Raw genomic sequence first — 26,423 nt, 5'->3', positions numbered from 1 at the left:
AGTTTTCTAAATTAAATAAAACTTCTATTTTTTTACTAGGTATTTTTACGGTATTTGTATAAAATAAAATGAAAAAACCTGTTATAAACAGGTTTTGAAGCATTTAACATTTTTCTTTTTTGAAATACTTTTTCAGTGCATTGATTGTGAGTTTCAAACCTCGTATGAGGAAATAAGCACCTCCGACATACAAAAAGAGATATACTGACAGTATCAAAATAAGTGATACATCATCCCAAATGCTGTATGGTTTAAATTCAAATGGTGTAATACACGCTCTCTGAAACTGCAATATCATTTTGCGTTGTTAAAAGGATTTTTCCCTTCGCGCATAAACACAGTTCCCATTTTTTGATATTGGATTGGTTGCCCCTTGACACAGGCTGTAAAAATCCCACTTCCGAATCCATTTTGCGCTCTGATTATGGCTACCTCTTTTTCGTCAACTCCGTTGTCAATGGCAACAAATTTCTTTAATCTGTTATTTTTGATTGGCTCTTTGAAATCTTTTGGTAAATCACATTCTTTAGCGATTTGTGATTCTTTTGGTTTTTCTTCTTGTGCAAAATAAAGCGTTGGTAATACGACCATTAAGGTAAAAATTAATTTTTTCATTGTAATTATTTTTGATTGTTAATAATTGTCTTATTTGATAAATTCTTCTCTCTGTTTTGAAGCTTCGGCGTAGCTGTCGAAAACAAGAATTTTTCTCTGTCTGATATTCATTCCTGTAGGAACAGCACCGTCCTTATATAATGTTTTCTCGAACTCATCCATTTTCCTGTACTTAGCATCTTCACTTACGTCAATCATTTCAATGACATCACTTCCAATACTTTGATAGCTAGACATATTTTCTTTGGTGAGTATAGAATCACTATTAGGGGCTATAATAGCCCAGATAATAGCATATTTTGGCTTTATTGGCTCGATTGCTGGAATATCCTGAATGTTGCTTGTAGAGTCGTTATAATCGCTTATAACGTCTTGATAGGAGTTGCCAAAATTAATGGTGTCAGTATTTGTATAGACATCATCCCCAGTATCTCTTTTTTTACAGCAAACTATTGTGCAAAAAATCATTAATAAGTAGACCTTTTTCATAGTACTTATTTTTCAGATACTACTGCTATTATTCCAAGCAGAATGAAGTGACCAATGTAGGATAAAATTCCCCAAACAATCATAAATCCGATTGCTCCGAGAAAAGATTCTGGTTCAGTCCAATTCCATGAAAGAACTCCTGAGCCGATAATTACGATTGCATAAAGAATAAATACTAATACAGGTAGGCAGCCGCCGTCATTTGTGTTGCTCATATTTTTATAAATTTTGTTTAATTTTGGCAACAAAAAAGCAGGTAAACTCCACTGCTCTCGTCAAGAAGGTCGGCTAAAACCTAAGCACAAAAAACAGGAAGCAACCTGCCATATAGCAAGATGCTCACTTGTTTTTGCTTTCTGTGCTTTTCAATAAATTAGCCGTTTACTTGAGCGTTAGCAAAAAAAGTTTTCACTTTTATCGTTGATGTCTTCTAAAATAGCCCGATGGCATTTTAGATAAATTTTCTATATCAATAATTAAACCGTTTAAATAGTTATACTTTGCAAAAATGAGAAAATTATTTAATAAGTAATTGCTACTTTTCATAAATTCATCTCAAAAAATAAATTCAATCATAAAAACTATGAAAACAAGATTGTGGTTATGTATAAGTAAATCCGTTGAGTCTGATTTTAATCATTTAGTATATGATGATATAGATTTAGATATTGGTGATATACTAGATTATAATGATTATTATACTGATTTAGATGAAGTTGCTGTAAAAGCATTTGCTTTCTTAAAGCTAAGTTTAGGTAATTATAAAGTAATAAAAATCTGGTATTCAATAGAAGATAGAAATGAAAAAGTTCGTAACATTTTGCTACAAGCTTTATGAAAAAAGCATTCAAATTTGAATGCTTTTATTGGCTTGAAAATTTACTTTTGATAAAATTTAAAAATGTACTATTTCTGGCATTAGCATCTTCTACAATAGCATCAATATCCCAGATAAACATTCCTACAGGTACAGTTCTTTTGGGCTTTATCGAAATAGCAACATCTTTTTCATTATAATAAAGCTTACCTGTGGAATATAATTCTGTAAAATCACTTGATAGAGCAAGTTCAACTTCGTCATTAAACTCAATAATACCATAATACCATATTCTCTGTACCTTATTATTGTAATATTTCATTAAATTCCTTGCTCTTGTTTCGAGCTGATTTACGGTTTTTAAGTTCTCATATAAATTGACTCCTCTTTTCTTTAATTCTACTATGACAACATCAAAAGGTTTTTCTTCATTAGGATTATTAGAGAAAATAAATGCAAAATCAGGTCTATCAATATCTTTTTCAATATCTTCTCCTTCAACTAAGTGTTCAACTAATTCAGTCATTTCTCTATCACTTAATGTTACCTCATAGGTCATGAATTTATCATCAAGCAACCAAGAGTTATTTTTATAAATATCATTTATGAGGTTAGATTTTTCAAATTTCCCTTCTTTTCCTTTTGTTGCAATTAGTGAATGCAATTCTGCCTCTGAATTTTCAGATGTTGACTCTTTTAGTGTTTTTATAGTAAGTTGGCGAAATAGAATATATTCAGTTAGTGCCCTCGCAGATATTTCCAATGATTTTTCAAACTGTTCATTAGTTAAATGATTAGCATCTAATAATTCCTTTTGGGCTTTAAAGAATTCTTCTTGTGCATTTTTCAAAATATCATTTCTCTTAAGATATCCAATATGGTCTGTATCAAAATAGCCATTAAGATGAGGGTATCTATTAATTAATCCTTCTTTTATCTTAGTATTGTTATTTTTTATTTTTGGAATTTTCTCTTCAATTAGTGATGTGACTTTTTTTCTGAAGATTTTCTGTACTTCTCTTAATTCAGTTTTTGTTAATGTCAAATTTTGTCTTGCTGCATCAACTTTTCCTGTAAAATAATCAGAGATTAGCAGGAATATCATTTTATAGCCTGTTGGTATATTTTCATCGGCAATTAATTCCACTTTAAAAGTTCTATTATCCACTGAAATAGCAGAAATTAAGGAAGTATCATTAACATCTACGGGTTCAATAGAGTAATATAAATGTAAACTATCATAAAGATTTAGTGTACTATCTAATTCAGTGAATAATAAATTAGGAATTTCAGAATTAGATAATGTTTCTTTAAATTCTCTAGTACCAATTTTTGATTTAATATTTACAGTGACTAATTTATTTTGTTGTTTATATTGGAAAAGGCGAGAATAGAACTCTTCAAGTATTTTATTCTTAATCTCTTTAGGCTGTAAGTACTCAGATTTTGCAATTTTCTGGAGAGTATAGGATTTCATTAATAAAGTCGTTCCTGTTGAATCCTTGTCAATACTATTAATCGAGAATTTCTCTTCTTCAAATTGCTGGGAAAATGTGAAAACTCTTTCTTTATTTGGTGTATAAATGCTATTTACTTGAATTTCATCAAAGTAGCAAAGATAGACAAGTCTTCCTAGTCCCTTATGTGAACTTTCTTCAACATCAAAAAGGTTTGAGAACTTTTTGTATCTGAAATCATCAAAGCCTAGTCCATTATCACAAATTTTTATTTCTAAAGTTTCAGGTCTGTTGATTGCTTCTATTGAAATTTCAATTTCAATTTCAGTCGCGTCAGCATCTAAGGCATTGCTTATTGCCTCAAAGTAAATCATCTCTAAAGATGAATTTCCAAAAAACATTTTGACTGCTTGACCTAATTTTACTTTCATTGCTTTAACTATTGTGTAAAAATATAAAATTTTTGTATGCTTTAACCATATCTGGAATATATATGTTAATAGAGGAGGTATCTATACAAAAGTACCCCACCATAGGACAAGTTTTTGGTAGTACCCCCACCACTTGAAAACTAGTCAAATGTTTTCGGGGAAGCCTAAAAACCTAGACATTTTTTTGAATATTTTTAGACTGTAATCCAAAGTTAGAACAGGGTCTAAAGAATTTTCTACGGATTCAAAACACTTTTGCTATTTCATTGAATATCACCCTATTTTTATAACATTTGGCATAGTTTTCGAGTAATAAAAACCAACAAAAAACCCCGTCAATACTACCAATATTGAGCGGGGAAGTGTAAAAAATTCTAACGCTAATTAAAACTTACTTACAATGGCAAAGTTAACAAATTGTCTTGATACTTTCAGTATCTATGTCGGAACGTACGCAAAGTACAATAATGGAAGCCTACAAGGTTCATGGCTTGAAATTTCAGATTATTCAAATTATGACGAGCTTTTAGAAACTATGCGGGAACTACACCAAGATGAAGACGAACCAGAGTTTATGTTTCAGGATTATAAATGTAATCAGTTCTTCATCAAACAAAAACTAATCAGTGAATGCCATCTTTCAGCAAACATTTATGAGATAGCCGAGCAAATTAATAATTCAGATTATGATTTCGAGGTTATAGAAGCCTATGCAGAGTGCATGAGTTATTATCATGAGGACATAAGCGACCTATTGGATAACCTTTCGGATTCATATTATGGCGAGTACAGTTCGGATGAAGATTTTGCGCAGACTACTTTAGAACAGGATGGCTCAATTCTCGAAAACCTACCATCTTACATTTACATTGATTGGGAAGCAACCGCCAGACATTTGATGTATGATTATATGAGTTCTAATGGATATTATTTCCGAAACTAACTACAATATTTACCTTTGCACCTTGCTTAAATACAGGGTGCTTTATAATACTTTGCAATTATGAAAGCACGATATATTAGAGTTTCAACGGGAGCGCAAAACACAGCAAGGCAGGAGGAACGCCAAACAAAAGACGAAAAAGTTTTTATTGATATTGTTAGCGGTTCTACTCCTTTTAAGAATAGAGAACAAGGAAAGGAGCTAATAAAAGCTATTGAAGGTAATGAGATTAATTATATCTCGGTAACTTCAATTGACAGGCTCGGAAGAAACCTTTATGACATCCTTACAACTCTGGAATTCTTCAAAGAAAAGAGCGTTATTCTCAAAGTGGATAATCTCGGAATAGAAAGCCTAATCAAAGGCAAAGAAAATCAAGCCTTCAAACTTATTATCTCTGTTATGGCTAACATAGCCGAAATGGAACGAGAAACCATTTTAGAGCGTCAACGACAGGGAATTGCACTTGCAAAGGCTAAAGGAATCTACAAAGGACGTGAGAAAGGTTCTACGGAAAGCATTGAAGATTTTCTTTTCAAATATAAAGAAGTGGTTAAGAATTTAAAAAAAGGAAATTCTATAAGAGATACAGCGAAAATCTGTAATGTAAGTATAGGAACAGTACAGAAAGTCAAAAATAATATTAAATAGATTAATAAGAACTGTATTCCCTCATTTTTAAAACTTCTTCAAAATGATCACTATAAAAATGGGATGATGCAACCTTTTGACTATTGCAAAATTTTTTCCATTCAGAATCTGTAAAAGCTTTGTAAAATGGATTTGCAAGTTCCTTTTCATAATGTCCAGGTGTTCCATCCCGTAACCAAGCAATAGGATAAAATTCTCGCCTTTTAATTTTATCTGTCAAATAGTCGAAGGATCTAATTTCAGCCCCAATTTCCTCGGCTATTTGATTTCTTTTTTCGACTTCATAATGGTTTGATAATCTTCTACCTATTATTATCTTGAATTTAAAATGGGTTGGGTTTGATATTCTTGTATTGACAGTGGGCAAATATTTCCCCATCCAATTGCGATTATCCATTAACCATCTTTTCCAATCTCTTATTTGTTGTGTAGCTCTATTAAACTCCGCAGTCATTAATCCCTTTTCCGTAAATAATTTGGCTGACGGTTGTTTGATTTCAATAAATTCAAAAATGTTTCCATTACTAAAGCCATCTGATAAAGTTATAAAATCAGTTTCTAACTCACTGCCAAGTTTCAGTTTAGAAATAACTAAATGGCAATCATCATCGCTTAAAAAAATCCCTGCATTTTCAGTCAAATACGTTTGATAATTATTTTCTAACAAATTTTTAGAGAGAAGATTTTCCCACTCTTGTATTTTTTGGGATTTAAACTCTCTTCCATACCATTTTGAATGATTAATGTTTTCCAAAGTTTAATAAGATTTTAAAATTTCAATTAACTCATCATAAAGATCAAGTATAATAGCTTTTGCCTCAGCATTAACTAGGTTTCCTGTACTAATATCATGTGGTTCACGCAAGCCTGCTAAAATCAACTGTATTTCTTTATAGCGTTCTCCATGATTTTTATCTTTAGATTTAACAAGTCCTTCAATAATGACAGAAATCTTATTTAATAAATATCTATTATATTGATTATTACGAGATGCTTCTAAATCTCGAATATTAGATTGTATTTCTTGTGGTTTTAAAATAGGCATAAATAATGTATAAGTCCCAAATATAAAAATATTTTTTTGGGAGTTTTAGTTTTGTGTGAAAAGAAATGAGGGTAGACCACTTAAAGAAAATAAAATTATCAATATCGATAAATCAGAAGTAGGTAAAAAGTAACTATTTATAATATTGTGGTAGTTGGGTTCTCTTTATTATTTATATATCTAAAATGGTACTTTTTTTTGTTGACATAAGCAGTCATAATGTTGTATTACTATCTGTATAATCAGTTCAACACATTATATATTGTTTAACTCATCCAATGAGTTATCAAAAAATTCAATAATTAGATCGATTATCTTGACAGTTTCTTTTTCTATTTCATTAATTTGAATGGATAAATCTCCAGCAGACATTTCATGAAGTATTCTGTCAAATTTTTTACTCGTAGCCTTTTCTAAATCATCCCAAAAAACTACCCCTCTAAGATTATTTATTTCTGCTATCCCTCTATGCAATTTCTTATGTCTAACTTTTTTAACATCAATAGATTGCTCAAGAATTGCAGAAATGTAAGAATGTTTTGGATTACCATTTTTTTTAAGTGCTTCCTTGAAATTATATCCATTGCATTTTTCATCATCAATATTTGTTTTATATAAAATATTTCCTAGTTTTCCAACAATGTCCTGTAAGCTGATTATCCTGATAATATAATTTTCGAAATGGTATTTGTAATATTCCTCGTCAGTATCAAGGAGTGGGTAGACTTTTCTGATTTTTTTAGTGTCAATTTTTAAGAAAACCAATACATTTTCAATATCTTGCAATACCCTCTGTAAAGAGGTAAAATATTCAAATAATTTTAAAGTTAATTTTTCGCCTTCGGTTAGCTTTGTACTATCTTTATCCAATTGTATAGCACCTTTTTTGATGATTGCTTTTGAGGCCTTATGGACTAAAGTTAGAGAAAATTTACTTTTATATAGATGGTCTGAAAGATTTTGTGGCATATCTACTGAAACATATATGCTAACAAAGATATGTAATTCCTTTGGGTAATCAATTTTTATCAATTGGCATAAATTATCTTACTATAAAGTTATTTATTTGATTCTATATTGATTCTATTTTTTATAACTTATTGATAATTAATCATAACTATTTTTGTATAGGGAAATAATTTTTCAATTTTCAGAAAATATAAATATATAATGAGCTAATGGGAGATATTCATTAGAAAAATTAATCATTTCCGGTCTGTTATCGAAAAAAGTACAAAAAATCTTTCGCAGCTTACATATAACCTGTTTTTATAGATTTTACATTTTTACTATTTTCGTTGCAGTTATAGCAATACTTTTGTAATATTAAACAAAAACAAAAAATGAATTTCGACTTTAATGAAAATTATATTTTAGAAAATGAATGGGTAAGATTAGAGCCTCTTAAACCATCTGATTTTGACCTGTTGCTTCCTTATTCGGAAAATGAGCCTGAAATCTGGGAATTCAATTCCGGAGGCGCAAACGGAAAGGAAAATCTTCAAAAATATCTCTCAAATGCACTGTTGCAAAGAGAAACTGAAAAAGAATACCCATTTATTGTTTTTGATAAATCTGCACAAAAATATGTGGGGAGTACAAGATTTTATGCAATTTTTATAGAAAATAAGACTATAGAAATTGGTTACACCTGGTACGGAAAAAAATATCAGGGGACCGGAATAAATAAAAACTGCAAATATCTGTTGCTTGAATTTGCTTTTGAAAAACTAAATATGGAAAGAGTTGCATTCGCAGCAAATAGCAAAAATAACCGGAGTATAAATGCAATGAAAGCAATTGGCTGCGTTGTGGAAGGTGTTTTAAGAAATTGTAGTACAGATGCAAGCGGGAACAGGATTGACGTTGCAAGGTTAAGTATTTTGAAAAATGAATGGAATGATAATGTAAAGTCTAAGCTTAAAAAGGATATTGAAAATTTTTCTTACAGATAGCTAAAATTAAAAAGGGAAAGCATATACAAATACCAGGTTTAAAACTTCAACACAACATAATTTAAACCATGAGAAAATAATATTCATTTACTCCTTTATTTTCAGCCTTTGCATGGTAAGTGGCAAACTATAGAATCAGGAAGTCATAGTACCAAAGATTATGTTAAAAGTGTTGGCTTTATTTTTCTGAATTATCTCTCAACAGATCAGCAGCAACCTATACTCACCCTCATCTTCTACCGGTGCCCTATGAACACAGGGTAAGACTTTTTGCTCAGGATGATCTACCGCCAGCCGCCAAAGATGTCCTGTCTCTAAATTGGTGGATTTTGCACCGGGTTTAGGCTGATAGTGCAGATCGAAGAAATAGTCTTTCAGAAAGGTTTCAAAATCTTCTTCCGGACCGTCATGCAATTCTTTAAGCTTTGCCCGGATTTCCGGAATCAGAATTTTTTGTTCAACCTGATCATTGGGGATAATGTCACTTGATGTACCATGATAAGTACATAAAAAAGTATCGGTTCCAATGGGAGAACGGTCTACGTGATAAGAATATACATCGGTTGATATGAAATCCAGTTCTTCGTCCCGTTCATAGCATTTAAGCAGGTTTAATGAAGGTGATGCTCCGAAATCTGTTAACAGCTGTAAATCATTCAGGATAATTTCTCTTGCTATATTACCGTTTTCAGACAGCTGCAGTGCCAGAAGGTCTTCAGCGGATACTTCTGTAATATTGTCATTTAATTGAAGCTTGGATACAATTTCTTTAAAATCTCCGGATAAATTTCTGTACCAGCAAATTGTATTCATAGTTCCCTGGAAATCGGTATTCACAAGTTCAGCAAAGGTAGAAACCACCTCAATTTGATTGTTACCGGAAAATGTACTGTCCATATAATGCTTTAATCGATTAATTATGCAAAAATAATGAACGGTATCAGATAAATGGATGATTGAAATTATTTTAAATCCATATTATTATTTACACTGCATTTTCTGAAATGAAGCATGAATATAAATGTAAAACGTCCCATATATAAAATGAGACGTTTTATTTTGTATTGAATTTTGATTTATTGTGCTTTACACATGGCGTCCCAAGTCGTCCAGAAATGAGCGTTAATAGCTCCCGGAGGCGGATTGGTACTGTCGGTAACAATACCCACCATTGAAGCACAATTGGAATTACAGCCTATTTCATTATAGCTTCCTGCCTGTGGAGGAATCTGGCGCCATGTACCGGTAGAACCGCTTAACAGCTCCACTTTAATTTCAAAGATACCTGAAAGATTCGGAGTCTGGATTTGCTTCGTCGGATTCTCACTCGAAATAGAATCACTCCAGTTTCCCTGTGAAAATGTTACGCGCCATGTTGAAATCATTTTGGAAGTATTGTTCTGAGGTGACAGGTAGACCCAGAACTGAGCCCCTCCACCCAGCTGAAGCTGGCCGGACGAATTTGCGTTTACACTTGCTGTTTCCATGTTGAATTTATTTTTTTGGTTATTGTTATTTTGAAAATTTCTTCGTATTTCAAAGTAACAAAGAAGAAATCAGCTCTTTTAGAGTACAAATAACCAATTATTGATCTGGGTAGAAATACTTAATCTGCTTTTTACAGATTTGTGGGTAAAGGATGAAATACTTTATCTTTGTTTTCGGGGTTGATGATAAGATGTTAGCCGAAAATACCTGTATGAGCAAAAATGTTTTTTTACCTTCTGCAAAAGCAATCTGTATTGCAGCTTTTCTTTCCTTAAATACAGTAGTGTATGCCCAGAAAACAGCAGATATTTCCACTATTTCAGAGAAAACGCTAAGCAGCATTCTGGAGAAAAACAGATCCTATTATACAGAAGGCAAAGTAGCTGATTATATTCCCGAACTTGGAAAAATGGACGCCCAAGCCATAGCTTTTTCAGTAGTGGATAAAAATGGTAAAATCCACAATGCCGGTGATGTCCACAAGAAATTTACCATGCAGAGTATCTCCAAGATCATTGCCTTGATGATTGTTGTCAGTGAAAAAGGAGAAGCCAATGTATTTGACAAAATGGGCTATTTTGGAACCGATAAGCCTTTTAACCATTTTTCCAACCTCGAAACTACGGGTAAACCATTGAATCCGATGATGAATGCAGGGGCAATTCTTACCACTTCTTTAATTTCCGGAGAAGGAGAAAAACCATTCCTTAAAATTTTGGATATGGTCCGCTATATCACCAAAAACCATGCAATTGATTATAACAAATCCGTTTACGAATCCGAAAAATCTACCGGCCACCGCAACCGTGGAATGTTCTATCTCATGAAAAACAACGGATTGATTTCCGGAAATGAAGAACAGCTGGATAATTACTTCAGACAATGTTCTATTGAGCTGACTGCTGAAGATTTAGCCAAAATCGGGTACTTCTTTGCCAATCAATGCGTCCGGTTTGATGGAGATTCTACTTATAAAAATGAAGAGGTGGCAAAATTGATTCAGTCGCAAATGCTTATTGCCGGCATGTACGAGTTCAGTGGCGAATATGCCAGAACAGTTGGCCTGCCAAGCAAATCCGGTGTTGGGGGAGGAATTGCAGTCAGTGTTCCCGGGAAAATGGGAATTGGGGTTTTCAGTCCTGCTTTAGATCAGCATGGAAATTCTTCAGCGGGTTATCATATGATTCTGGATTTTGTGAAGCAATATGATCTAAGCTTGTTTTAAAATTACCTTTACAACCGGATTGAATATAAAATCTTGTTAAATTTCATTCCATCTGTGATGCCCGGTAACATATAGTTTAAGGTAAATTACATATTTGCCTGAAATATTTTCACGGAATTACTTTCCGGTAAAGATTGTCATTTAAACAAAATTATCCCGGATTTTATCATTAATTACTTCACGTGTCAGAGTTTCTGATCATTTTCAGCATTTTCGAGATGTTATTTTATATAGATTCTATGCACTTTTTGAAGTGTTGTGTTTTTGTAATATTGAGAAAAATAATTCTCTTATTTTTGATATATTTAGTTTTTATTTCTATATTTGCTTAATATTATTCATTTATAAATGTTTATAATTGAATCAAATAGATTGTGTCGTCTCGTTTCTGAGAATAAATATTCAAATGTGTATTTCTTAATTGTATTTAAATTCATAATAATTTATTATTAATAATTTATTATTAAATTTAATTTATTATTGAAAATATTGTATTAATTTATTACTTTTATTCCGTCATATTTAACAATTGCTCATTATGCCGAAAGCATCTGTGCTTTGTTATGTGTTTCCCAATTTTTATCTCAATACCATGAATGCAATGAAAAACTTAACCATTATTGGATTAACGCCTTTTGAAAAGCCGGATGTTAACCTTATGCAAAAACTGTATGAGGCAGGTGCGTTTCCCATCTTAAGCTTAGGACATGATTTGACAGCCGCTCAGGAAGCGCTGCATCAGATTGATAAAACAGATATACTTTCTTATGGAATCTATCTGCCCAACGACAAATTTATATCCCTTCAGATCCCCAAAAAAGTAAGCTTTGCGATTCTTCCGTCAGGAGTTTTAATGAATGTTCTGCCGGATCTCCCTGTTATCTATCAGGTAACCAGTCCGGACGAAGCAAGGCTGGCCGAACAATCAGGTGCGGAAGGAATCATTATAAAAGGAAATGAGGCAGGCGGCCTGGTGGGCTATGAATCAACGTTTGTGTTGTTCCAGCGCATCATCAAAGAAATTCAAACTATACCTGTATGGGTACAAGGCGGAATAGGTCTGCATACTGCAGCAGCCGTAAAATCGCTGGGAGCAGCCGGTGTTGTACTGGATAGCCAGCTTGCTCTTTTCCCGGAAAGCTCCGTTCCTCAGGATATCAAAGACCTGTGCTCGAAACTCAATGGTACTGAAACCAAAATTATAGCCAATCACCGTGTGCTGGTAAGGCCAAATTCTCCCGTATTGCCGGAAAATCCTTCTGCTGAAGAGCTTAAACAGCATTTTATGGATCTTGACGTAAGCAAAAGCTACATTCCTATGGGACAGGATATTTCTTTAGCCGTAGATCTGTATGAAGAGTTCAGGAATCTGAAAAGAATGGTTTTCGGATTTAAAGAAGCCATGTACGGGCACCTGAAACAGGCAAAAGCACTTCAGGTAATCAGCCAGGGAAATGCAATGGCTAAGCAGCTGGGATTGCGTTATCCCATTGCACAGGGCCCAATGACCCGTGTAAGCGACGTTCCTTTATTTGCCAATGCAGTGGCAGATGCCGGGGCTTTACCTTTTGTTGCTTTATCGTTGCTTAAAGGAAATCAGGCCAAAGAATTGATCAATGAAACAAAAAAGCTGGCCGGTGAAAAAACGTGGGGAGTTGGTATGTTAGGTTTTGCCCCTCAGGAACTGAGAGAAGAACAGACTTCATACATATTGGAAGCCAAACCTCCGGTAGTCCTTATTGCAGGGGGAAGACCTGCACAGGCGAAAGTATTTGAAAAAGCAGGAATAACCACCTTCCTTCATGTTCCTTCTCCTGCGCTGCTGGATATTTTCCTGAAAGAAGGAGCTGCCAACTTTATTTTTGAAGGACGTGAGTGCGGAGGCCACGTAGGTCCGCTTTCAAGTATGGTCCTGTGGGAAAAACAGATTGAACGCATTTTAAAAGAAGACAATCCGGAGAATATCAGTGTGTTTTTTGCCGGAGGTATTCACGACGCATTTTCAACGGCATTCGTTTCCGTAATGGCAGCTCCGTTAGCAGCCAGAGGCGTAAAAGTAGGGGTTTTGATAGGAACGGCATATCTGTACACTGAAGAAGCAGTAAGTACAGGAGCTATTCAGGAAGAATTCCAGGTACAGGCTATGCAGGCAAAAGATACCGTTTTACTGGAAACAGCACCGGGCCACGAAACACGCTGTTTAAATACAGCTTTTGCAAAACATTTCAGTGCTGAAAAGAACAAGCTTCTGGCAGCCGGAACAGATAAAAAAGAAGTTTGGGAACAGCTTGAAAAATTAAATGTGGGCCGTTTACGTATTGCGGCAAAAGGAATTGACCGTCAAGGCGATAAACTTGTTAATATCCCTAAAAATCAGCAGTTGGATCTCGGTATGTACATGATAGGCCAGGTTGCCACTATGCAAAACCGGGTGATTTCCCTTGCGTCCCTTCACAAGAACGTAAGTATTGATAATTACCAATATATTGAACAGGCAGCTTTACCGGAAAAACCGGAATCTAAAGAAAAAGCCCTGGATGTAGCTGTTATCGGGATGGAATGTATTTTCCCGGGAGCTAAAAATCTGGAAGAATACTGGCGTAATATTATTTGGGGAAGAGACAGTGTTACAGAAGTACCCGATGAACGCTGGAATAAAGAACTTTACTATCATCCGGATTCAGACGGCCCGGATGTATCCCATTCCAAATGGGGTGGTTTTATTCCTAAAATAGATTTTGATCCTCTGGCATTCGGAATCCCTCCGCAGTCTCTCGCAGCCATTGAACCTACACAGTTATTAACCTTATTGGTTGCTAAACGTGCTATGGACGATGCCGGCTATGGAGAAAAACAGATCAACAGAGAGAATATTTCTGTAATTATAGGTGCTGAGGGCGGGAATGATCTGGCTAACAGCTATAGTTTCAGAGGCTATTATAAGCAGGTTTTCGGGGAACTTCATGAAGAGGTTAAAGACGCATTTCCGCATACCACAGAAGATTCATTTCCAGGGATTTTAGCCAATGTTATTGCAGGCCGTATTACCAACCGTCTGGATCTTGGGGGAAGAAACTATACTGTAGATGCGGCTTGTGCTTCATCTTTGGCAGCTATTGATCTGGCGTGTCAGGAACTTGTATTGGGAAAATCCGATATGGTTCTGGCAGGCGGAGCAGATTTACATAACGGTATTAATGATTATCTTATGTTTTCCAGCACCCATGCACTTTCCAGAAAAGGCCGTTGTGCAACATTTGACAGTGAGGCAGATGGTATTGCCCTTGGTGAAGGCGTTGCTATTCTCGTATTAAAAAGATATGAAGACGCCGTTCGCGATGGTGACCGTATTTATTCTGTGATCAAAGGAGTAGGAGGTTCCAGCGACGGAAAAGCTTTAGGTCTTACTGCTCCAAGGAAAATAGGACAGGTTCGAGCTTTGGAACGTGCCTACACTCAGGCAGGAATCAGCCCCGAATCAATTGGTTTAGTGGAGGCTCACGGTACCGGAACAGTAGTAGGAGATAAGACTGAATTAAGTGCACTCACCAATTTATTCAGCCGTTCAGGAGCTATACCGGGCCAGACTCATTTAGGTTCCGTGAAAACACAGATCGGGCATACCAAATGTGCAGCAGGATTGGCAGGATTAATCAAAGCTTCTCTTGCGGTGTATCATGGTGTAAAACCGCCTACACTTCATCTGCAACAACCTAATGCTTATTATAATACCCAAACAAGCCCTTTTGCATTCTATTCAGAAAGCGGATTATGGGAGGAAAAAAAACGTTATGCAGGGATCAGTGCTTTCGGATTTGGAGGAACTAATTTCCATACGGTTATTACTAATCACCCTAAAGAAGATGATTCTGCTGTACTGCAATCCTGGCCGTCAGAATTATTCGTGTTCCGCGGGGAGACCTATGAAGATGCTAAAATCCAACTGGCTCAGATCAAATCTTTATTAGAGGTTAATGATACTATTTCTCTGAAAGATATAGCTTACAGTTTAGCTGTAGGTTCAGAAAAACCAATTCAGTTAAGCATTGTTGCCGATACGGCAGAACACCTGATGATGAACATCGAACTGGCATTATCCGGCATTGAAAGTAAAGATACTTTTACAGTTAATAAGCATGATGGAAAAGTCGCTTTCCTGTTTCCGGGACAAGGCAGCCAGCGCATCAATATGGCGCGTGATCTGTTCGTGGCTTTTCCGGCCATGCGTGAATTGATTGGAAGATATCCTGAACTGGAAAAAGTAGTTTTTCCGCCGGCTGTATTTGATGATTCTGCTTTAAAACAACAAAAAGAAACCATTAAAGATACCTGTCTGGCACAACCTCTTTTGGGAATTGTTGATCTTGCTTTAGCCAAATTTTTAAAGTCACTGGACATTGTTCCGGATATGCTGGCGGGTCATAGTTATGGTGAATTGCCTGCATTATGCTTTGCCGGAGTTTTTGAAGAAGAAAAACTGGTTGAGCTGAGTATTCAGAGAGCTTATGCCATTCTGAACTCAGTAGAAGGCGGTGATCCGGGTACCATGATAGCGGTAAGTGCCACAAGAGAACAACTGCAATCCATATTGGAACAGGCAGAAGACTGTTATCCGGTGAATTATAATGCTCCGGCTCAATGTGTGGTGGCAGGAAGTACACCAGCCATCGGCAAATTAATGGAAGCTCTTAAAGAGAAACATATTTCTGCCAAAAAATTAGAAGTGGCATGTGCATTTCACAGCCCTTTATTAGCCAAATCCAAAGGCTTATATGATGAGGTTTTGAAAGATATTCCTTTCAGCGAAATGCAGATTCCGGTTTGGTCGAATACAAGTGCAAAAACATACCCAACAGCGGTATCAGAAATCAAAGAAAGACTCACTGATCATCTGGTGCAGCCGGTAAGATTTGTTGAGGAAATTCAGGCAATGTATGAAGACGGAGCCAGAATATTCATCGAGGTAGGCCCTGGAAAAGTGCTTTCCGGACTTACCAAATCCTGCCTGGAGAAAGATCATTTAACCCTGTATGCAGAAGACAGCAGCCGTAATAAACTAAGCCACCTTCTTACTATGCTGGCCCAATATCTGGGAACTGGCCGGAATTTCAATATTAAAAAACTCTTCGATGGCCGTAATGCCAGACTGATCCAGATTGATCAATCTGAACTATACAAGAAAAGTCCTGCTGTATGGCGTGTTAACGGACAAACCGCACACCCGGCGACAGGTCAGTTACCGGCTAATGGTGCTTTACCGATCATAAATCCTATTCCAATGAACAATTTTACTAATAACCACCAGACTTCAATAACGGGACACCAGCCTGCTGCCGAACGTATGCTGCAGGAGTATTTAGACACTATGAAACAGCTTATTCAGGCACAGCGTGACGTGATGCTTTCCTTCTTGGGACAAAATCCACAGATCAATCCTGCACCTGTTTATGCTCCATCTATACCACAGCCTGCTAATGAGCGTGTAGTAAGTGTCCCTGTACAGCCTGTTATTCAGGAAAAAGCTGTTGTGGTTCCCTTGAAAAAAGATATTAAAACCTTACTGTTACAGGTTGTCAGCGATAAAACAGGATATCCTCATGAAATGCTGGGCATGGAAATGGACCTTGAAGCTGATCTGAGTATAGATTCCATTAAAAAGGTTGAGATCATAGGAACCCTTCGTTCTGAATTGGGATCTTTCAGCAGCGATCAGGGTAATGAAGATACTGTGATGGAAAAGCTTGCAGGAATAAAAACTTTAAACGGTTTGGTTTCCTGGTTGACAGAATGTATGGGAACTTCAACAGTTTCTGAAAAAACCGAGCCGGTAGAAACAAAGACTTCGAAACCGCAAGACAAAGCAGGCCTCACCCTTGAAGAACTTCAGCAAACTATTCTGAATATCGTAAGTGAAAAAACAGGCTATCCGAAAGAAATGCTGGGATTGGATCTTGATCTGGAAGCAGATTTAAGTATTGATTCCATTAAGCGCATGGAAATTATAGCCGATCTTAAAACCCAAATCGGTTTTGGAGGAGATAGGGAACAGGCTGATGATCTTATGGAAAAACTGGCTGCGATAAAAACATTAAAAGGATTAGCATCGTGGATCAACGAAATGAGCGGAAACAGCAATATTGAGCCTGTACAAAACGCATTATCACGCCTCCGGTTTGATCTGACCCCAACAGATGTTTCCACAGAACAGAATACAGAATTAATAAAAGGAAAACGCTTTGCCATTACACAGGACAACAGTCCGCAAACACTTGCCATCAAAAACGCCCTTGAAAAACATGGTGCCATAGCTGAATTGGTTGATATGGAAAAGGATCTTACCGGTTTTGACGGGCTCATTATCCTTGATTTATTCTCTTCACCAATCAAGCACAGCATCATTGATCATGTAGGCCTGATCAAAAAAATGGATCTTGATAAAGCCAAGTGGATCTATCTGATATCAGATATTCCGGCACACGTTCAGGAGCTTACTGATACAACACTTTTACGCCATTACAAAGGGCATCCCGGACTTTTTAAAAGCTTAGCACGCGAATTTGAGCAGACTCATTGCAGATTGATCAGTTTAAGCACACCACAGGAAGCAGACCGGATTACTGATATCACTTTGAAAGAAATATTAACCACGGACAAACCTTCCGAAGTTATTTATAAACATGACCAAAGACATAAAGTAGATATCATTCCATCGCCTTTGTCAACAAGCCTGGAAGAAGCCCATATCCAACTGGACAGGGAATCTGTGGTCTTGGTGCTTGGAGGAGGGCAGGGAATCACCTCCGAGCTCGTAAAACATATGTCAGGAACTTACCCATGCACCTATATTCTGGTAGGAAGATCAGCAGATCCGAGAAAGAACGTAGCTGATTTAAGAGAATTTGAAGCAATGAAAACGAAGGAAGAAATAAGAAGCCACCTTATCAAATCCGGAAAATTCACTTCTCCTGCCAAAATAGAAAAAGAAACAGTCAGAATTTTTAAAAACAATCAGATTCTTCGCACAATCCGGGATATGGAACAATTGGGAAACGAAGTGGTATATGAATCCCTGGATCTTTGTGATGAAGAAAGATTATCAGGTTTAATAAAGAATATTTACGAAAAATATGCCCGTTTGGACGGAGTTATTCATGGAGCCGGCCTTTTGGAAGATAAATTATTTAAACAGAAAACGTCCAGCTCCTTTGAACGCGTCTTTGATACCAAAGTAAAACCGCTTCGTGTACTGGCAGAACAGCTTCGTGCAGACTGTCAGTTTGTAGTGCTCTTCTCAAGCATTGCTTCAGTGTATGGGAATAAAGGACAGACAGACTATGCTGCTGCCAATTCCGTGCTGGATGATTATGCAAAAGCTTTAAACAAAAAATTAAAAGGTAAAGTGATTTCCATCAACTGGGGCCCATGGAAAGGAGCCGGAATGGTTTCTTCAACCCTTGAAACAGAATATGAACGCCGCGGTATCTCATTAATTCCATTAGATCAGGGAAAAGAAATTTTCCTTAACGAGATTAAATACGGAACCGAAAGTCAGGTACTCATCATGTCCGGAAATAATTGGTAAACCTCTGCATACAATAACCATGAAAAAAACAGATGTTGCCGTAATCGGTCTTTCCTGTGTCTTTCCCGGGGCACAGGATGCCGATACTTTCTGGCAGAATATTATCAATAAAGTAGACTCTACCCAAACAGTTCCCGCAGACCGGATTGATTCTGTACACTTCAGTGATACGACAAATCCTGTAGACCGATTTTACTGTAAACGTGGCGGGTTTATCCCTGATTATGAATTCGATCCTACAGCCTTCGGTATTCTGCCATTGGCTGTGGAAGGAACGGAGCCGGATCATTTATTAACCCTTGACCTGATTCGGAAAGCTTTGGATGACGCAGGTATATTCAAAAAACAGATTTCCCTTGAAAAAACAGGAATTATCATAGGAAAAGGGAACTATACCGGACCCGGAGCTACCCGTGCCATTGAAATTGTACGTACCGGAGAACAGATTTCCTCGCTGTTGCAGGAATTGCTGCCCCAGGTATCACCAGAAGATATTGAAAAGGTGAAACATGCTTTTCAGGAACGGAAAGGTCGTTTTGCAGCCGATACAGCCATGGGATTAATTCCCAATCTGGTTGCCTCTTTAGTAGCCAACAGGTTTAATCTGGGAGGTGCCGCCTTTACGGTAGATGCAGCTTGTGCCAGTGCTTTGCTTGCAGTAGATCATGCAGTACAGGAACTTCACCGCGGACGTTGTGATATGGTGATTGCAGGCGGTGTGCATACAGGACAGAATGCAGCTTTCTGGAGTATTTTTGCCCAGTTGGGAGCTTTGTCGCATCAGCAGCAGATCAAACCGTTCAGTGCAGATGCCGATGGATTGCTCATTGGTGAAGGCTGTGGTTTTGTCGTGTTAAAACGACTGGAAGAAGCAGTCCGGGATCAGGATAAGATTTATGCAGTAATCAAAGGAGTTGGCGTGAGCAGTGACGGTAATGGAACCAGCGTCATGAGTCCATCCGTTAAAGGCCAGCTTAAAGCTTTGCAACAGGCGTGGATCAATGCAGATCTGGACGAAAAGCAGATCGGCTATCTTGAAGCTCACGGAACAGGAACACCACTTGGAGACAAAACGGAACTTCAGACCTTAGCCCAGTTTTTCGGTAAAGAAGAAGCTGCTCCTGTTGCAGGAATTGGTTCCGTTAAATCCAATATCGGACATGCCATGCCGGCTGCAGGAATCGCAGGCTTAATTAAGACCTGTCTTGCTTTACATCACGATACCTTACCGCCAACATTGTACTGTGAAAATCCGGTTCCGGATATGCAGAATACCCGGTTTGCCCCCGTACAGGAGCCTAAAAACTGGTCGAAAACGGGCTTGCCGAAAGTAGCTGCCGTCAATGCCTTTGGATTTGGAGGCATCAATGCACACGTAGTTCTTGAAGGTTATGATATGCCAAAAAAAGACCGTGTTTTGATTTTAGCAAGGCCAACGAACGAAGAACTTCTTTCAGCTTTACAGAATAACGAAACAGAAAAAGGCGAAGGAAATTACCGGATTGCCTTATTCGATCCGACACCTGAAAGAATAGAAAAAGCAATTAAAATTGTAGCAAAAGATAATCCTTGGCGTAATAAACAGGATATTTGGTACACCAATACGCCTTTGCTAAAAGATGGCGGCAAAATAGCCTTCGTATTCCCGGGCTTGGATGGCTTGGCAAAAGGCGAAGTTGAAAGTGTCAGCCGTTATTTTGGATTAAATGAACCTATTGAAGCAGAAGGAGAAGGCTTATTAAATGATGCATTAGGAATTTTCAACAAATGCAGCATTCTGGATAATGCCCTGAAAAGCTCGGAATTGTTCCCGACATGAATGCAGGACACAGTCTGGGAGAATGGCTCGCAGGATATTCCTCAGAACTGGCTGAAGTAAACTCTGTCAAAGCTTTGATTGATGTTTTAAATCCCGAAACTTTTGAATTGAAAGACTCCAGATTCATTGCAATCGGAGCGGGTATTGATGCCATAAAGCTTGTTATTGATACCATTCCGAACCTTTACATTTCCAATGATAATTGTCCTAATCAGGTTATTCTTTGCGGAAGCAATGCAGCGCTGGACGAATTGGTCCCATTATTAAAATCCAGGCAGGTATTTCACCAGATATTGCCATTTCAGTCTGGCTTTCACTCACCGTTTATTGCAGATAAACTGGATGTGATCCTAGCAGGAATGGAAAAAGCACAGTTTCAGCAGACAAAAATTCCATTATGGTCTGCAACAACTTTGGAACCTTACCCTTCAGATCAGGAAGCGATCAGAAAATTAAGTGCTGAGCATCTTATTCAGCCCGTCAGATTCCGTGAACTTACCGATAAACTGTATGAAGAAGGCGCAAGATGCTTTATCCAGATAGGTACGGGAGGCTTAATAGGATTTATTGATGATACGCTGAAAGGAAAAGCATTCAGTACCATTGCTTCCAGTGTAGCCACAAGATCTGCACTGGCCCAGCTGCAACGTGTTGTAGCCGCATTATTTGTAGAAGGTAAAACCGTGGAATTAGACTTTTTAGAAGTACAGAATCAATCTAAAAAATCATTAGGAAAGGGAATTAAATTACAATTAGGTTCTCCAATTATCCGTGATTTTAAAGAAATTAAAACGCTGGCTCAGTCTTTTGAATTATCAAAGCAAAACAATATTTCCGCAACGGGAGCCAAGACAGGACATCCTCTTGTTCAGGCCTTTCAGGAAAATATTACAGATATGATCAGGATGCAGGAAGAAGTTCTGACGCTGTTCCAAAACCGTCCGGAAATTACAGTTTTAAAACCTGCGATGCCTGAAATATCAGTAAATAAGCACTTTTCAAAACTTCTGTATATCAATTTAGATACACATCCTTATCTCATTGATCACAGCTTATTAAGACAGCCTAAAGGATGGCCCCATGTTTCAGATATGGAGCCGGTGATTCCAATGACTATGATTTTTGAGCTTTTAGCTGAAACCGCTCAGGCAGAAATACCAGGTACACATGTTCATAAAATCATGAATGTAAGTGTATTTCAGTGGATGAATGTAGCCAAACCCTTTGAAAAAACAGTAAAAGGAGAGTGGCGTTCACCTAACCATGCCTATCTTGATATTGAGAACTTTGCCAATGCAGAAATCCTACTGGCTTCCTCTGCTCCGGCAGCTCCGGTCTTCAATGTATCGGTAGGAGATCTTCTGTCAATTGAGAGAACACCTGAAGAGATTTATGATAAACATATGTTTCACGGAGAATTGTATCAGGGAATTACAGAAGTTTCAGCGGTGGGAACTAAAGGTATTATCGGAAAAATTAAAGGAAACGGAGGAAAAGGTTCTTTGCTGGATAATGCCGGACAACTTTTCGGGTTGTGGCTGCAGCTTACCTTAACGAAAGACCGTATTGCCTTTCCTGTGAAGATCAGGGATATTGAATTCTTCGGAGATATGACGGATCAGGACGGCCTTTTTGAATGTACCTGCATCCTTACAGAACTTAATGATGAGTTTGCCATAGCAGATATTGTTCTTAAAAGAGATGGAAAGGTATGGTGTGCCATTACAGGCTGGCAGAACCGCCGTCTTGAAATTGATGAGCCTCTCTGGAATGTTTCGATGTCGCCTTTGCATAACCGTCTTTCGGAGGAAATAGCACCTGAGGTATTTTTCTTTCATCAGGCTTACACAAGAGTGGCTTCGTGGGATTTTATCTTAAAGCGTTATTTCAATCAGACGGAAAAGCAATATCATCAACAGCTGTTACCTAACAAGCGGAAAAACTGGATGGTAAGCCGTGTAGCAGTAAAAGATGCCGTACGAAACCTTCTCCGTGAACAGAAAAATCATCCTTGTTTCCCCATCGCTTTTGAGATCCGTTCCAATGTAGCCGGAAAACCCTATCTGATGGGTAATATTATAGAAAATATCCATATTTCACTAGCTCACAAAGGAAAAGACGCAGTTGGTATTGCACGCTATGGCGGCCCGGTGGGAATTGACATGGAAATCATAGAAGAACGCAGCTCCGGATTTTACGATCTGGTATTTACGGATCACGAATTAGCTTTATTAAAAGACAGAAATCAGGCAGAATGGACCACAAGGTTCTGGGTAGCCAAAGAAGCCTATTCAAAATTCCTCGGAACAGGATTGAAAGGAAATCCAAAAGCATTTGAAATTGGAAGTATCAAAGAAGATCACCTGTGGATCAACCAAACAGAAATAAAAACTATTAAACATAAAAATTATATTATCGGATGGACACTATAAACAACACATTAAAACTGAATCACGAGCAACTGTTCACCCTTTTAAAAGGTTTTATCACCGAAGTGATAGGCGCTGAATTTGTAGAAGAAATGGATATCACCCCGGACAGTTCATTCACTAAAGACCTGGAAATGGACAGCATAGAAATCGTTTCCTTTTCTGAGAAAATCAAAGCCCACTTCGGTGAGCAGATTGATTTCACAGGATGGCTGTCTTCTATGGATCTGGATGAGCTGATCAACCTTGATCTTCGTATGATCATCAATTACATTTACGAATGCCAATAATTACAATCAATCATAAACAGGTTCATATTCAGGAACTCAATAAAGGAGCTGAGCAGACGGTGGTGCTTATCCATGGGATGTTCAGCAACCTTTCCATTTATTATTTCAATATTGCCCCGGTTCTGGCGAAGCATTTTCATGTTGTGATGTACGATCTGAAAAGCCACGGCATGAGCGAACGTTTTCCCGATGGATATGATCTGGAAAGTATGTCGGACGACCTTCTGGCCCTAATGAATGCTTTACACCTTGAAAAAGTACATCTTGCCGGGTACAGTTTCGGAGGTCTTATTGCTTTGAAAACAGCATTGAAGGCTCCAGAACGTATCAGCCAGCTGGTTGTCATTGAAGCACCGGATCCACGGGACGAAAAGGCCCGCAACATCATTGATGAATACAGTAAAGAATTTCTCGAGCATTATGTCGCCAATTTTACAGACACCACCAAAGTGCAGATGGGTAAAAGACAGATGGAGAAAAACCACCGGATGTATGAATTCCTGTTTGAACAGACCAGCATCAAAGCAGACATGATCAGAGAAAAAGATTTCCTGAATGAAGCAGATTTTTCTGAGTTAAAATCCTCCACATTATTGATGTACGGTGCAGATTCGAATTGCAGGCCGACAGGAGAGTGGCTGCATGCAAAAATCAATCAATCTCAGTTAAAATTTATTCCCGGGGACCATAATATCCCGATTCAGGAACCTGTCCAAATCGCTGAAAATATTACTCATTTTTTATCCCAATCATTATCTAAATTAATAACACAAAATCATGGCTAAATTTGTATTTGTTGTTCCGCCATTGACAGGCCATGTCAATCCAACCTTAAGCATCGGCTCAGAATTACTGAAAAGAGGGCATGAAGTGGCCTGGATCAGTCTCGACCAGAATTTAAACACGAAACTTCCGGCTGGAGGAGAACTTCTGCTCATTCAATACGACCAGACCGACGAAGAAAAAAAAGAAAGTGAAAGCTATCTCGATATTATTTCCAAAAAAGTAGTTTACGGTATCGACAGCATTAAATTTCTTTACGATGAGGTGCTGATTCCCTTAAACAGACACTGTTACATTGGAATTGTTGCTTTATTGAAGCAATATCAGCCCGATATGGTGATTGGAGACCATCAGCTGTTTGCTGCTGCTATTGCCACTAAAAAACTCAACCTACCTTACAGCACTTCCGTTACGGCTCCTGCAGCCATTAAAATGATGGATGAACTGCCTAAAGTACATGAATGGGAAGTCAATAAGATCATTGAACTGCAAAAAGAACTGGGCATTACAGAAAACCGTTCGCTGGCTTCTTCGGATCTTCTGACCCTTGTTTTAACATCAAAAGAGTTCTTTGGTGAAATGGATCTGCCGGAAAATTATAAGTTCACTGGCCCGGTTCTTACCGAACGCCGTATTTCATGCGAATTTGATTGGGACAGATTCAATAGTATTACTAGGAAAAAAATACTGGTAAGTATTGGAACGACCTTTGATCATGATCATAAAAAAGCCTTTTTCCAAAAAGTAATAGATGCCTTTAAAGATGAAGATTTAACTGTTGTACTGGTTTCTGATCCTCAGCTTTTTGAAAACTGGCCGGAAAATTTTATAGTCTGTCAGCAGGTTCCTCAGCTGGATCTTCTGCCTTATCTGGACGGAGTTATCTGTCATGGCGGTCATAATACCGTATCCGAAGCCCTTTCAAACGCTCTCCCGCTGGTTGTTATTCCTATTGCTTACGACCAGTCTCACGTTGCAGGACGTGTCGTACGTACAGGAGCAGGGGAACGCTTAAATTTTAACAGATTTAAATCCCGTCACCTGAACGAAGCTGTTCAGAATATCTTGAATAATCCACGATATAAAGAAGCTGCACAAACAGTCCGTGAATCTTTTATGGAAGCAGGCGGTACAGTCCCCGCAGCTAATTTACTGGAAAAGGCGCTAATTCCCGTTTCAGAAACAATAAATAGTGGCTCTAAATTTTTATTTGTGATTCCTCCTTTTTTTGGGCATATCAGCCCTACATTAAGTGTGGGAGCCAGCCTCATTGCCCGTGGCCATGAGGTAAAATGGTTTGGAATTACACCGTTGGACAGCAAACATATTCCGGAAGGAGGAAGCTATTTTTATCCCGAAGAAGATCTTGTGCCATTTCAAGATGAAATTCAGCGTATTTTAAAAAGACAGGACGAAGGACCTGCCTGCTCAGGACCTGAAGTCATGAAACTGGCCCTTGAAGAAACCTATGTTCCGTTTGCCAGAATGATGATGCCCGGATTGGAACGCCTCGTAAAAAGCTGGAAACCCGATGTCCTGGTGAACGACTGTATTACTTTCGGGGGTGCTCTTTTTGCCCATAAACATAATATTCCCTGCGTAACGACGACGCCTGTTCCTCCTGATGTAATGGGCGATACCGAAAATAACGCACCCAAAATATTCGAGTGGCAGCAAAAACTGATCAGAGATCTTCAGAAAGAGGTAGGAATTTCGGATGATGGTATTTTTATTCATTCCCATCAATTAAATCTGGTATTTACATCGCAGGCTTTTGCAGGTTTTGAAACAGTTCCGTCACACATGAGATTTGTAGGCCCGGTAAAAGGACGTCCTAATCCGGCACCCTTTGACTGGGAAAGATTAAAAGCAGCCACCACACCCAAGATATTTGTATCACTGGGAACACTGCTGGTAGATATCAGGAAAGCCTTTTTTGAAAAAGTGATTGCTGCATTTGCAGATCAACCTGTAACTATTGTGGCGGCAACTCCGCCGGACATATTTAATGAATGGCCGTCTAATTTTATCGTAAACGGTTTTGTTCCACAGTCTGCGTTAATGCCCCATATGGATGCAGTGATCTGTCATGGAGGTTTTAATACCGTTAATGATACATTCACGAACGGATTACCTATGCTAATTACTCCTATTGCCTACGATCATTTTCATATTGCCAAACTGATTGAAAAGGCCGGTTGTGGAATCAGTATCCGTTACAAAAGATTACTTGTGGAAGCACTCCGGGAAACTGTTTTTGAATTACTGGAAAATCCTCAATACAGGAATGCAGCCAAAGAAGTGCAAACAAGTTTACTTAATGCAGGTGGCAACGACAGGGCAGTAGAGCTGCTGGAAAATTGTATACAAAAAGAACAGTCAACATTAGTTTCTGTATAAGCCT

General features: G+C 37.7%; 20 protein-coding genes. 11 read left to right on the top strand and 9 right to left on the bottom strand.

Going from position 1 to position 26,423, the window contains the following annotated elements:
* Positions 1–294: 294 nt before the first annotated feature.
* Genes HNP36_RS08265 through HNP36_RS08255 form a run of 3 tightly spaced genes read right to left on the bottom strand, consistent with a single transcriptional unit; the run spans position 295 to position 1,319 of the window.
* Positions 295–615: a hypothetical protein gene (locus tag HNP36_RS08265; RefSeq protein ID WP_184158570.1), complete on the bottom strand. Its 321-nt coding sequence runs from the start codon at positions 613–615 to the stop codon at positions 295–297.
* A gap of 30 nt (positions 616–645) precedes the next feature.
* Positions 646–1,083 (bottom strand): hypothetical protein, encoded by a 438-nt coding sequence (locus HNP36_RS08260; RefSeq protein ID WP_184158572.1) that lies wholly within the window; start codon positions 1,081–1,083, stop codon positions 646–648.
* 26 nt (positions 1,084–1,109) lie between these two features.
* A complete protein-coding gene (locus tag HNP36_RS08255) occupies positions 1,110–1,319 on the bottom strand; it encodes a hypothetical protein (RefSeq protein ID WP_184158574.1) in 210 nt (69 codons plus the stop codon).
* 368 nt (positions 1,320–1,687) lie between these two features.
* Here HNP36_RS08255 and HNP36_RS08250 point away from each other — a divergent pair, with 368 nt between their 5' ends.
* Positions 1,688–1,942, top strand: a complete 255-nt coding sequence (locus HNP36_RS08250; protein ID WP_184158576.1) for a hypothetical protein — start codon at positions 1,688–1,690, stop codon at positions 1,940–1,942.
* 25 nt (positions 1,943–1,967) lie between these two features.
* On the opposite strand, the gene HNP36_RS08245 is transcribed toward HNP36_RS08250, so the two are convergent.
* Positions 1,968–3,809 (bottom strand): ATP-binding protein, encoded by a 1,842-nt coding sequence (locus HNP36_RS08245; RefSeq protein WP_121489246.1) that lies wholly within the window; start codon positions 3,807–3,809, stop codon positions 1,968–1,970.
* A 400-nt stretch (positions 3,810–4,209) separates the two neighbouring features.
* Between HNP36_RS08245 and HNP36_RS08240 the strand changes: the two genes are divergently transcribed.
* Entirely contained in the window at positions 4,210–4,752 is a 543-nt protein-coding gene (locus HNP36_RS08240) for an antirestriction protein ArdA (protein ID WP_184158578.1), read from the top strand.
* Positions 4,753–4,812: 60 nt separating this feature from the next.
* Positions 4,813–5,403, top strand: coding sequence for a recombinase family protein (locus HNP36_RS08235; protein WP_184158580.1), 591 nt, complete (start codon positions 4,813–4,815; stop codon positions 5,401–5,403).
* A 1-nt stretch (position 5,404) separates the two neighbouring features.
* Here the strand turns inward: HNP36_RS08235 and HNP36_RS08230 are convergent, their stop codons facing one another.
* From HNP36_RS08230 to HNP36_RS08220, 3 genes are all read right to left on the bottom strand, one after another.
* Positions 5,405–6,157, bottom strand: coding sequence for a Shedu anti-phage system protein SduA domain-containing protein (locus tag HNP36_RS08230; protein ID WP_184158582.1), 753 nt, complete (start codon positions 6,155–6,157; stop codon positions 5,405–5,407).
* A gap of 3 nt (positions 6,158–6,160) precedes the next feature.
* Positions 6,161–6,448: a hypothetical protein gene (locus tag HNP36_RS08225; RefSeq protein WP_184158584.1), complete on the bottom strand. Its 288-nt coding sequence runs from the start codon at positions 6,446–6,448 to the stop codon at positions 6,161–6,163.
* A gap of 255 nt (positions 6,449–6,703) precedes the next feature.
* Entirely contained in the window at positions 6,704–7,480 is a 777-nt protein-coding gene (locus tag HNP36_RS08220; protein ID WP_184158586.1) for a Cthe_2314 family HEPN domain-containing protein, read from the bottom strand.
* 311 nt (positions 7,481–7,791) lie between these two features.
* Between HNP36_RS08220 and HNP36_RS08215 the strand changes: the two genes are divergently transcribed.
* Complete coding sequence (locus HNP36_RS08215) at positions 7,792–8,403, top strand: GNAT family N-acetyltransferase (protein WP_184158588.1); 612 nt, start codon at positions 7,792–7,794, stop codon at positions 8,401–8,403.
* 198 nt (positions 8,404–8,601) lie between these two features.
* Here the strand turns inward: HNP36_RS08215 and HNP36_RS08210 are convergent, their stop codons facing one another.
* Both HNP36_RS08210 and HNP36_RS08205 read right to left on the bottom strand, forming a co-directional pair.
* On the bottom strand, positions 8,602–9,300 hold the full coding sequence (locus HNP36_RS08210) for a DUF1826 domain-containing protein (RefSeq protein ID WP_184158590.1): 699 nt from the start codon (positions 9,298–9,300) through the stop codon (positions 8,602–8,604).
* A 179-nt stretch (positions 9,301–9,479) separates the two neighbouring features.
* The gene (locus tag HNP36_RS08205) at positions 9,480–9,890 is read right to left on the bottom strand and encodes a hypothetical protein (RefSeq protein WP_184158592.1); all 411 of its coding nucleotides are present in this window, start codon (positions 9,888–9,890) and stop codon (positions 9,480–9,482) included.
* Between the two features lie 212 nt (positions 9,891–10,102).
* Between HNP36_RS08205 and glsA the strand changes: the two genes are divergently transcribed.
* The 7 genes from glsA to HNP36_RS08175 all read left to right on the top strand — a co-directional run bounded on the left by glsA (position 10,103) and on the right by HNP36_RS08175 (position 26,419).
* The gene (gene glsA, locus HNP36_RS08200; protein ID WP_184158594.1) at positions 10,103–11,116 is read left to right on the top strand and encodes a glutaminase A; all 1,014 of its coding nucleotides are present in this window, start codon (positions 10,103–10,105) and stop codon (positions 11,114–11,116) included.
* A 538-nt stretch (positions 11,117–11,654) separates the two neighbouring features.
* Positions 11,655–18,698, top strand: coding sequence for a type I polyketide synthase (locus HNP36_RS08195; protein WP_228456291.1), 7,044 nt, complete (start codon positions 11,655–11,657; stop codon positions 18,696–18,698).
* A gap of 19 nt (positions 18,699–18,717) precedes the next feature.
* Positions 18,718–20,517, top strand: coding sequence for a polyketide synthase (locus HNP36_RS19265; RefSeq protein ID WP_228456289.1), 1,800 nt, complete (start codon positions 18,718–18,720; stop codon positions 20,515–20,517).
* Complete coding sequence (locus tag HNP36_RS19260; protein WP_228456287.1) at positions 20,514–22,949, top strand: 4'-phosphopantetheinyl transferase superfamily protein; 2,436 nt, start codon at positions 20,514–20,516, stop codon at positions 22,947–22,949. The genes HNP36_RS19265 and HNP36_RS19260 overlap by 4 nt, the downstream gene beginning before the upstream one ends.
* Positions 22,937–23,236 carry an acyl carrier protein gene (locus HNP36_RS08185; protein ID WP_184158596.1) on the top strand — a complete coding sequence of 100 codons (300 nt, stop codon included), beginning with the start codon at positions 22,937–22,939 and terminating at the stop codon, positions 23,234–23,236. Before HNP36_RS19260 ends, HNP36_RS08185 begins: the two co-directional genes overlap by 13 nt.
* Positions 23,227–24,021, top strand: coding sequence for an alpha/beta fold hydrolase (locus tag HNP36_RS08180; protein ID WP_184158598.1), 795 nt, complete (start codon positions 23,227–23,229; stop codon positions 24,019–24,021). Before HNP36_RS08185 ends, HNP36_RS08180 begins: the two co-directional genes overlap by 10 nt.
* Positions 24,014–26,419 carry a glycosyltransferase gene (locus tag HNP36_RS08175; RefSeq protein ID WP_184158600.1) on the top strand — a complete coding sequence of 802 codons (2,406 nt, stop codon included), beginning with the start codon at positions 24,014–24,016 and terminating at the stop codon, positions 26,417–26,419. The genes HNP36_RS08180 and HNP36_RS08175 overlap by 8 nt, the downstream gene beginning before the upstream one ends.
* Positions 26,420–26,423: the final 4 nt, after the last annotated feature.

The sequence above is a fragment of the Chryseobacterium shigense genome (genome assembly GCF_014207845.1).
Taxonomy (GTDB): Bacteria; Bacteroidota; Bacteroidia; order Flavobacteriales; family Weeksellaceae; genus Chryseobacterium; species Chryseobacterium shigense_A.
The sequence above is the reverse complement of the archived record's forward strand: the minus strand, read 5'-3'. Positions and strand labels throughout refer to the sequence as shown.